Genomic DNA, 6,924 nt, shown 5'->3' on the forward strand with positions numbered 1-6,924 from the left:
CGACAATGCGGCGGTGGCAGGTGCGATGTGGGGTGCGGGTCGGGTGGTCGCGGGGCGTTACCGGTTGCGGTCGGCGGTGGGCGCCGGCGCGATGGGCGTGGTGTGGCAGGCTGACGACCTGCGCCTGGCCAGGGAGGTAGCGCTCAAACAGCTGCGACTGCCGCCCGGGCTGCCAGACGACGACGCGACACGGGCGCGGCAACGGGTGTTCAAGGAAGCGCGCATCGCGGCGCGGCTCCAGCACGCCAACGCGGTGGCCGTGTTCGACGTCACGTCCGACGACATCGGTCACCCCGTGCTGGTCATGGAGTATCTGGCGGCCGAGAGCCTGGACTCCGCCATCGCGGAGTACGGCACGCTGTCGCCGACGCGTGTCGCCCGCATCGGTGCCGCGATCGCGTCCGCGCTGGCCGCCGCGCACGCCGCGGGGATCGTGCACCGTGACGTCAAACCGGGGAACGTCCTGCTCACCCCGGAGGGCGGCGCGAAGATCACCGACTTCGGCCTCTCGCAGTACAGCGGCGACGTCACCGGCGACGGGCTGGTGGCCGGCACCCCGGCGTTCCTGTCCCCGGAAGCGGCGTGGGGTGAGCCGCCGACGCCGGCGTCGGACGTGTTCTCCCTGGGCGCCACGCTCTACGCGGCGGTGGAGGGCGAGCCGCCGTTCGGCCGGGCCGGCAACCCGGTCGCCCAGCTCGAACGCGTCGCCGAGGGCAAGGCGCCGCCACCCCGCCACGCCGGCCCGCTGACCGGGGTCCTGACCGAGATGCTCCGCGACGATCCCGCCGCGCGGCCCACGATGTCCGAGGTCGCGGAGACACTCGAGGACGTCGTCACCGACCACCCGTTCGACGACTCCGACACCCAGCCCGTCCCGATCACGGACGTCGAGAGCGACCCCACGCTGGACGACATGGACCCCGTCGTGCCGAGGACACCCGCCGCCCGGTGGCGACGCCTCACTTTCGCCGCGGTCGGTCTGCTCGCGGTGGGCCTGCTCACCCTCCTGGTCGCAAGTAGACAACCGGAGGACAACAGACCGAACGCGTTCAGCCCGCCGCCGGCCACGTCGTCGGCCGACTCACCCACGGCCCCGCCCTCGACCACACCACCGACCACGACGTCGACCACCACCGAGTCCAGCAGCTCGTCGGAGCCGCCGCCCGCCCCCGACGCCGAGGCGTTCCAGCGGGTCGTCACCGACTTCTACACGCTGCTGCCGGAGGACGTCGACAGCGCGTGGGCACTGCTCGGCCCGAACCTGCAGGGACAGAACCGGCCCGAGTTCGAGGCGTACTGGGCCGGTGTCAAGGATCTCCGCATCACCGGCGCGCCCCGTGTCGACGGGAGCACGGTCGTGGTCCAGATCGAGTACACCCAGGAAGGCCGCGGCAAGGTCAGCGAAACCCTCCAGCACGAGATCACCGTGTCCGACGACGGCACCCCACTGATCAACTCCGACCAGGTGGTGTCGTCCGAGAGCCCGGGCAACGGCAGGGGCAACAACCAGCCCGGCAGGAACTAGCGCAGCCCGAGCCCCGGCTCACGGTCTGCTCACTAGAACGTCAGGCGCAGGATTCGGTCGTCGCCTGGGCGTGGGGTGCCTCGGCCGTCCGTGTTGTTGGTCATCAGCCAGAGGGAGCCGTCCGGTGCGGTGGTGACCATGCGGAGCCGTCCGTGGGTGCCGTTGAAGAAGTTCACCGGGCTGCCGTCGAGTGCCCCGTTCAGTACCGGCACCGCCCACAGCCGCTGGCCGCGCAGCGACGCCACCCACACCGTGTTGCGGGAGAAGGCGATGCCGGACGGCGAGGACTGGGACGTCGGCCACTGCACCAGCGGGTTGACGAAGTTGGGGTTGTTGGCGATGCCCTCGACCGTCGGCCACCCGTAGTTGCGGCCGGCCTGGATGAGGTTCAGCTCGTCCCAGGTGTTCTGGCCGAACTCGCTCGCGAACAGCCTGCCGGCGTTGTCGAACGCGAGGCCCTGCACGTTGCGGTGGCCCATGCTCCACATCCGGTTGCCCGCGGTCGGGTTGCCCGGCGCGGCCGCGCCCGTCGGCGTGACCCGGAGGATCTTGCCGCCGAGCGAGGACGGGTTCTGCGAGTTGCCGGACTGGCCCGCGTCGCCGGTGGAGATGTAGAGCATGCCGTCCGGGCCGAACGCCAGCCGGCCGCCGTTGTGGATCGACGCCTTCGGGATGCCGGAGACGATCACCTGCGGTTGGCCCAGGGTGGTGTTGAACGTCATCCGCGCCACGCGGTTGTCGCTCGCCGCGGTGAAGTACGCGTACACCAACCGGTCGGTGGCGAAGTTCGGACTGACGGCCAGGCCGTGCAACCCGCCCTCACCGCCGGGGACGACACCCGGGACGGTGCCGATCGTGGTGACCGTGCCGTTCGCGATTCGCTTGATCTGCCTGGTGCTCCGCTCGGACACGAGTGCCGAACCGTCCGGGAGGAACGCCGTACCCCATGGCGAGGCCAGGCCGGTCGCCACCGTGCTGGCGACCGTGGGCGTCGGCGGCACCGCCCGCACACCGACCGGTTCGGCGGCGACGCCCGCCGCGGAACCGGTCGTCAGCGCGGTGAGCACGGCGACGAGCAGTGTTCGAGTGCGCATCACTTCTCCCTCAACCGATGGTGCACGCGGTGCCGTTGAGCGTGAAGCTCGACGGGGTGTTGTTGGTGCCGGAGTAGGTGCCCTGGAAGCCGAAGGCCTGGTTGCCGCTCGGGGCGATCGCGCCGTTGTGGCTCAGGTTCCGTGCGGTGACGGCGTTTCCGTTCTGCGTGATGGTGGCGTTCCACCCGTTGGTGATCTGCTGGTTGCCCGCGAAGGTCCACGCCAGCGTCCAGCCGTTGACCGTGCTGGAACTGGTGTTGGCGACGGTGACGTTGGCGGTGAAGCCGTTCTGCCACGAGGTCGGCGCGTAGGTGACGCGGCAGGTCCCGGTCGGTGGGGGAGGCGGCGGTGGTTGGGTGCCTCCGCTGGTCACCGAGAACGCGTTGACCGCGAGTCCGGCGCCGCCGATCCACGGCTCGAAGCCGGCCTGGATGCTCGTGAGGTACCAGTTGCGCTGGGCGTGGCCGCGGTTGACGGCGTCGCTGTAGAACTCGTTGACGCTGTAGTCGAGCGAGGGGGTCGCCGAGGTCCGCACGTAGGAGATCACGTTCCAGCCGACGTTGCCGAACCAGACGTCCCAGGTGGCGCCGGCCAGGGTGGCCGAGCCGACCCGCGACCCGATCGGTTGGATCGAGCCCTGGTGGTTGAGCCAGATCATGATCTCCGCGCCGGTGTTCTGGCCGTCGGTGCGCGGGGTCGGGTCGAACCAGAGGTCGTAGGACGCGTTCCACGTGCCCGAACTCGGGTAGCTCATGGACACGCTGCTGCGCAGCCCGGTGAACGTGCCGGTGCTGGCCTGGAGGGGCAGGCCGCTGCCGCCCGTGCAGTTCCCGTAGTGGCAACCGAAGTAGACCGACGGGTACGCCGCCGGCGCGCCGTTGGTCGGCTTGTTGTGGTTGGCCTGCGTCACCGTGAAGCCGGACGCCGTGGTGTCGATGCACTGAGCCGTGTCCGCGCCCCACAGGTTGTTCTGGACGTTGTACCGTCCACCCTGGATGGCGACGGTGGCGAACTTCTCGCATGTCACGGCCGCTTGGGCCGGCTGTGCGGCGATCCCGGCGGTCAACCCGCCTGCCAGCAGGCTCACGGTCATCACGGCCCGAACGAGACGCCTCATCGCGACTCCTCGTTGAGTGCGGCGGCAGCGCCACTATTGGGAGCGCTCCCAGAGCTTGTTCCCATAGTGACCCACACCCGTGGGCCATGGCAACACCGTCCTCGGACACTCCGAAGCCGAAATTTCCGGTGGCACGGACCGGGACATTGGTCGCAATCCGGCGGTGGGCACGATGTGGTCGCGGCTGTGCGACAGTGGCGCCCGCCCATTGACATCGGGTTATTCTGGGAGCGCTCCCAGGAATCGAAGGATCGAGGAACCGAATGAACAGAGTTGTTCTTCGGGCGGCAGTCGTGACCGTGCTCGCCGTCCTGTGCTCGATGCTCGTCCATGTGCCAGGAGCCCAGTCCGTCCCGGTCGGGCTGCGGGTGAACGGCACGCGCATCGTGGAGGCCAACGGGTCGACGTTCGTGATGCGTGGCGTGAGCCACCCGCATGTCTGGTACACGAACCAGACGTCCTCGTTCGCGAACATCAAGAGCCTCGGCGCGAACACGGTCCGGGTGGTGCTCGGCAGTGGGCAGCGGTGGGGTCCGTCGACGGACGTCGGCGCGATCGTGGACCTGTGCAAGCAGAACCGGCTGATCTGCGTGCTGGAGGCGCACGACACCACGGGCTTCGGTGAGGAGGGCGCCGCGGCGACCCTGGACCAGGCGGTGTCCTACTGGATCAGTCAGAAGAGTGAGCTGGTCGGCGAGGAAAGCCACGTCGTCATCAACATCGGCAACGAGCCGTTCGGCAACAACCAGCAGGTGAGCTCGACGTGGGCGACGGCCACGTCGAACGCCGTCAACCGCCTGCGCACCAACGGGTTCAACCACCTGATCATGGTCGACGCGCCGATGTGGGGCCAGGACTGGCAGAACATCATGCGTGACAACGCCGCGACGGTCTTCGCCGCGGACCCGGACCGCAACACCGTCTTCTCGATCCACATGTACGGCGTGTACGACACGGCGGCGGAGATCAACGCCTACTTCGACGCGTTCCGCACCGCCAACCTGCCGCTGGTGGTCGGGGAGTTCGGGCACAACCACTCGGACGGCAACCCGGACGAGGACACGATCATGGCGCAGGCACAGGCCCGAGGGCTCGGCTACATCGGCTGGTCGTGGAGCGGCAACGGCGGCGGCGTCGAGTACCTGGACATGGTGACGAACTTCAACCCGGCGCAGCTCACCTCGTGGGGCCAGCGAATCTTCAACGGCGCCAACGGGATCCGGCAGACCGCGCGGGAAGCGACGATCTACGGTGGAGGGACGGTCGACACGCAGGCGCCGACCACCCCGGGCACCCCGACCGCGCCCGGCGTGACCTCCAGTTCGGCGGCACTGAGCTGGAGCGCCTCGACCGACAACGTCGGCGTGACCGGGTACGAGATCCTCCGCGCGCCAGGAGCGAGCGGCGGCACGTTCACCCCGGTGGGCAACAGCGCGACGACCTCGTTCACCGCGACCGGGCTCTCACCGTCGAGCACCTACCGGTTCGCCGTGCGCGCCAGGGACGCGGCGGGCAACACCTCGGCCAACTCCGGCGCGGTCCCCGTGACCACCCAGGCGGGCCCGGTCACCGGCCCGTGCCGCGTGACCTACCAGACCCAGAACTGGGGCGGAGGCAGCGGTTTCACCGGCAACGTGACGATCGCCAACACCGGCACGACGCCGATCACCGGCTGGACGCTCAAGTTCACCTTCCCCGGCGACCAACGTGTCGGCCAGGGCTGGAACGCGACCTGGACCCAGGCGCCCGGCAGCGCGGCAGTGTCGGCCGTGAACATGGACTACAACCGAACGATCGCACCGAACGCCTCGGTCGGCATCGGCTTCAACGGCACCTACTCCGGCAGCAACGCACCGGTCACGTCGTTCACCCTCAACGACGTCGCCTGCACCACCGCCTGATCAGTTGGCAACGTTCACCCCGGCCCACTGCGACACCTCGGGCCGGGGTGAACGCCATTTCGTGATCCGCGCCGGAACGCCTGCGGGCGGCGATAGGCTGGGCCGCGATGGACGTGGACGTTTTCGTTGCCTCCCACCAGGCCGAGTGGGACCGGTTGACCGAGTTGCTCCGGCAGGGCGCGCGGCTGCGCGGACCGGAGGCGGACGAGCTCGTCACGCTGTACCAACGAGCCGCGACGCACCTGTCGATCGTCCAGGCCACGGCGCCGGACCCGGTGCTCGTCGGGCGTTTGTCGTCGCTGGTGGCCAGGGCGCGGGCGGCGGTGACCGGGGCGCCCAGCCCGACGTGGCGCGAGATCGGGACGTTTTTCGCCCGGCGGCTGCCCGCCGCGATGTACCACAGCCGCCGCTGGTGGGGGCTCACCGCGGTGGTCTTCCTGCTGTTCAGCGGTGTGCTCGCGGCGTGGGTCGCCGCCACCCCGGAGGTACAGGCGACGATCGCGGCGCCGGAGGAGATCCGCGCCATGACCCGACCGGGTGGCGACTTCGAGACGTACTACTCGTCCGGACCGGCGGCGTCGTTCGCCGCTCAGGTGTGGACCAACAACGCCTGGCTCGCCGCGGGCGCGCTCGTGCTGGGCGTGCTGCTCGGGGTGCCGGTCGTGCTGATCCTGGCGGCCAACGCGGCCAACCTCGGCGTGTCGGCCGGCCTGATGATCGCCGCGGGCCGCGGCGAGGTCTTCTTCGGACTCATCACCCCGCACGGCCTGCTCGAGCTGACCGCCGTCTTCGTGGCCGCCGGCACGGGTTTGCGCCTGGGCTGGGTCGTGGTCGATCCCGGAGGCAGAACCCGCGCGGAGGCACTGGCCGCCCACGGCCGAACCGTGGTCGCCATCGCGCTCGGGCTCGTATGCGTGCTGCTGGTGTCCGGCGTCATCGAGGCATACGTGACCCCGTCGGGCCTGCCGACCGCGGCCCGGATCGGGATCGGGGTGCTGGCTGAACTCGCGTTCCTGGCCTACGTGTTCATCCTCGGCCGCCGCGCGGCACAGGCCGGCGAAACCGGCGACGTGGATGCCGCGTACGCGGGTGACACCCTCCCGTCGGTCGCTTAACTCCCCGGCGGTTCATGCTGTGCTTCGCGGGCACAGGCGCGCAGCGCCGCCCGCGAGGCGGGTTGTGCCTGACTGCCCGCGAGGCGGGTTGTGCCTGACTGCCCGCGAGGCGGGTTGTGCCTGACTGCCCGCGAGGCGGGTTGTGCCTGACTGCCCGCGAGGCGGGTTGTGC

At 70.0% G+C, this 6,924-nt stretch carries 5 protein-coding genes; 3 read left to right on the forward strand and 2 right to left on the reverse strand.

Annotated features, from left to right (window positions below):
• The first annotated feature begins 13 nt into the window (after positions 1-13).
• Positions 14-1,525 carry a serine/threonine-protein kinase gene (locus VF106_RS35925; RefSeq protein WP_330844402.1) on the forward strand — a complete coding sequence of 504 codons (1,512 nt, stop codon included), beginning with the start codon at positions 14-16 and terminating at the stop codon, positions 1,523-1,525.
• Between the two features lie 32 nt (positions 1,526-1,557).
• Here VF106_RS35925 and VF106_RS35930 read toward each other — a convergent pair whose 3' ends face one another.
• Together VF106_RS35930 and VF106_RS35935 are read right to left on the reverse strand one after the other, a co-directional pair.
• Positions 1,558-2,619, reverse strand: a complete 1,062-nt coding sequence (locus tag VF106_RS35930; RefSeq protein WP_330844403.1) for a PQQ-dependent sugar dehydrogenase — start codon at positions 2,617-2,619, stop codon at positions 1,558-1,560.
• A 10-nt stretch (positions 2,620-2,629) separates the two neighbouring features.
• Positions 2,630-3,736, reverse strand: coding sequence for a glycoside hydrolase family 12 protein (locus VF106_RS35935; protein ID WP_330844404.1), 1,107 nt, complete (start codon positions 3,734-3,736; stop codon positions 2,630-2,632).
• A gap of 263 nt (positions 3,737-3,999) precedes the next feature.
• On the opposite strand from VF106_RS35935, the gene VF106_RS35940 reads away from it, so the two are divergent.
• Both VF106_RS35940 and VF106_RS35945 read left to right on the forward strand, forming a co-directional pair.
• On the forward strand, positions 4,000-5,637 hold the full coding sequence (locus tag VF106_RS35940) for a cellulase family glycosylhydrolase (protein WP_330844405.1): 1,638 nt from the start codon (positions 4,000-4,002) through the stop codon (positions 5,635-5,637).
• A gap of 107 nt (positions 5,638-5,744) precedes the next feature.
• Positions 5,745-6,752 carry a stage II sporulation protein M gene (locus tag VF106_RS35945; RefSeq protein ID WP_330844406.1) on the forward strand — a complete coding sequence of 336 codons (1,008 nt, stop codon included), beginning with the start codon at positions 5,745-5,747 and terminating at the stop codon, positions 6,750-6,752.
• Positions 6,753-6,924: the final 172 nt, after the last annotated feature.

The sequence above is a fragment of the Actinophytocola sp. genome, from assembly GCF_036378875.1.
In the GTDB taxonomy this organism is placed as follows: domain Bacteria; phylum Actinomycetota; class Actinomycetes; order Mycobacteriales; family Pseudonocardiaceae; genus Actinophytocola.

What these genes read in the sequence shown, in the direction of transcription:
- VF106_RS35940 (WP_330844405.1), top strand. Translation starts at nt 4,000, where the DNA reads ATGAACAGAGTTGTTCTTCGGGCGGCAGTCGTGACCGTGCTCGCCGTC.
- VF106_RS35945 (WP_330844406.1), top strand. Translation starts at nt 5,745, where the DNA reads ATGGACGTGGACGTTTTCGTTGCCTCCCACCAGGCCGAGTGGGACCGG.
- VF106_RS35930 (WP_330844403.1), bottom strand. Translation starts at nt 2,619, where the DNA reads ATGCGCACTCGAACACTGCTCGTCGCCGTGCTCACCGCGCTGACGACC.
- VF106_RS35935 (WP_330844404.1), bottom strand. Translation starts at nt 3,736, where the DNA reads ATGAGGCGTCTCGTTCGGGCCGTGATGACCGTGAGCCTGCTGGCAGGC.